Origin of the sequence: Pseudomonas sp. PHC1, from assembly GCF_046487845.1 — a bacterium.
Lineage (GTDB): Bacteria > Pseudomonadota > Gammaproteobacteria > Pseudomonadales > Pseudomonadaceae > Aquipseudomonas > Aquipseudomonas sputi.
On sequence record NZ_JBJXHJ010000047.1, the window covers coordinates 1 to 2,888 of the forward strand.

Consider the following 2,888-nt stretch of genomic DNA (forward strand, 5'->3'; position numbering starts at 1 on the left):
CTGCTGACCCTGACTGACGGCGTGCTCGACGGGCTGCTGCCGTTCGAGTTCACTCGGTTGTACCGCAGCAGTGCCGCCGAGATCGATGTCGGGTTGGGGTTCGGCTGGAGCCATTCGCTGGCGCATCGGCTGGAGGTCGATGGCGCTGCGGTGGTCTGGGTTGACCATGAGAACCGGCGCACGCGGTTTCCATTGCCGAGCGTCGAGCGGCCGGCGATTCACAACAGCTTGTCGCGGGCGGCGATCTTTCTCGGGGATGAGCCGCAGGAGCTGATTGTTGCGCTGGCCGGGGACGCGGCGCGGTTTTATCACTTTCGGGCTGGGCGTCTGACGGCTGTCAGCGATGCGTATGGCAATCGTCTGACGGTGCATCGGGATCTTTCCGACCGGATTCAACGGCTGGATAACGGCGCTGGCCGTTCGCTGCTGCTGCGCTACGAGCGGGCGCATCTGGTCGCGGTCGATTATCAGGTTTTTCGGGAGTCAGCCTGGCGCACCGAGCAGACGCTGGCCAGCTATCGCTTTGATGCCCGTCATCGGCTGATCGAGGCGTCGAACGCCGTCGGCGAAAGCGAGCGTTACGACTACGACGACCAACACGTCATCCTGCAGCGGCAGCTGGCCGGCGGCGCGAGCTTCTTCTGGGCGTGGGAGCGCGCCGGCAAGGCAGCGCGTTGCGTGCGGCACTGGGCGTCGTTTTCGCAGATGGACACGCGTTACGTCTGGGATGACGCCGGCCGTGTCACGGTGCAGTACGTCGACGGCACGCAAGAGGTTTACGTCCACGACGATACGGCGCGGCTGGTGCGTCAGGTCGCCGCCGACGGTGGTGAACAGCTCAAGACCTACGACGCGCAGGGCCGATTGGTCGCCGAGCAGGATGCGCTCGGCGCGGTTACCGAGTACCGCTACGACGATGCCGGACGGCTGATCGCGCTGATTCCGCCGGACGATGCGCCGACGTCCTACGAGTACCGCAACGGTTTCCTGCACAGCCGCTCACGTGGCGACACCGTTTGGACCTATCGGCGCAATGCCCAGGGGGATATCACCGAGGCGGTCGATCCGGACGGTCATGTCACCCATTACCACTACGACCCGCAGGGGCGGTTGCTGTCGGTCCGTTATCCGGATTCGGGTCGGCATGTGTTCGTGTGGAACGACCTGGGCCAACTGGTCGAGGAAAGCCTGCCGGACGGTGGGGTTCGCAAGTTTTCCTACGACCTGCAGGGGCGGCGGATTACTTCACAGGATGAACACGGTGCCGTCACCCGTCATGCGTGGGACGCCGTCGGTCGGCTGATCCAGACCACATCGCCAAATGGCGCCACCCGCGCCTGGTCCTACAGCGCCTACGGCCAGGTCACCGCCGAACGCGATGAACTGGGGCGCATCACCCGTTATGAGTATGACGACGACCTGCACCTGGTCAGCCGGCGGATCAACCCCGACGGCACGCGGCTGCAGTACCGTTACGACCATGCGCAGCTGTTGCTGACGGAAATCGAGAACGAGTCCGGCGAAAAGTACCTTCTGGACTACACGCCCACCGGACTGATCCGACAGGAAACCGGCTTCGATGGCCGGCGCACCGCCTACGTCTACGACCGCAACGGCCACCTGCTGGAGAAAACCGAGTTCGGCGACGACGGCTCGACGCGGGTCACCACTTACCAGCGCGACAGCGCCGGGCGATTGCTGCTCAAGACCCTGCCGGACGGGGTCGAGGTCAGCTATCGCTATGACCGTTTAGGCCGTTTGGTCGGCGTGGATGACGGCCAGGATCACCCGCTGGCCTTCGAATACGACCTGCAGGACCGGCTGGTACGCGAGCATCAGGGCTGGGGCACCCTGCGCTACACCTACGACGCCTGCGGCCAACTGACCCGCCTGCGCCTGCCGGACAACAGCAAGCTCGACTACCACTACGCCAAGGGCGGGGCGCTGACTGCGATCGACCTCAACGGCGCCTTGCTCACCCGTCACGTCTACCAGAACGGCCGCGAACAGCAGCGCCAGCAAGGCCTGCTGCTCAGCGAATATGCCTACGACGAACAGGGCCGCTTGAAGTCCCACGCCGTAGGCCATCAACGCAGCGCGCTGTACCGCCGCGACTTTGCCTACAGCGCCAACGGCAATCTCGAACACATCGCCGACACCCGCCACGGCCAGCGCAGCTACACCTACGACGCCCTCGACCGGCTGATCCGCGTGCGCCACACCCGCGACGATGTGCCGGAAAACTTCGCCCACGACCCGGCCGGCAACCTGCTGCTGCAGGACCGTCCGGGCCCGACACAAATCAAAGGCAATCGCCTGCTGATGCAAGGCGACCGCCATTACGACTACGACGCCTTCGGCAACCTGATCCGCGAACGCCGCGGCCGCGCGCAACAGCTTGTCACCGAATACCGCTACGACAGCCAGCACCGCCTGATCGGCCTGACCCGTCCCGACGGCACCAGCGCCAGCTACCAGTACGACGCCTTCGGCCGGCGCATTCGCAAGACCGTCGACGGCCAGGCCACCGAGTTCTTCTGGCAAGGCGACCACCTGATCGCCGAAAGCAGCCCGACCCAGCATCGCAGCTTCATCTACGAACCCGGCACCTTCCGCCCGCTGGCGATGCTCGACGGCAAAGGCCCGAAACGCGCCTGCCCGTTCTACTACCAACTCGACCACCTCGGCACCCCGCAGGAGCTGACCGACTACAGCGGCGAGATCGTCTGGTCAGCCAAATACAGCGCCTACGGCAAGGTCACCTCGCTGGAACTGGCGACCGAGGACTACCTGAACCAGCCACTGCGCTTTCAGGGGCAGTACTTCGATGACGAAAGCGGGCTGCATTACAACCGGCACCGGTATTACGACCCGGACGTGGGACGGTA

At 64.9% G+C, this 2,888-nt stretch carries 1 protein-coding gene; it reads left to right on the forward strand.

All coding sequences use genetic code 11. From position 1 onward, the window contains the following. A partial coding sequence (locus ACKJSM_RS28575) for an RHS domain-containing protein (protein WP_410239531.1) occupies positions 1–2,888 on the forward strand: 2,888 nt, incomplete at both ends.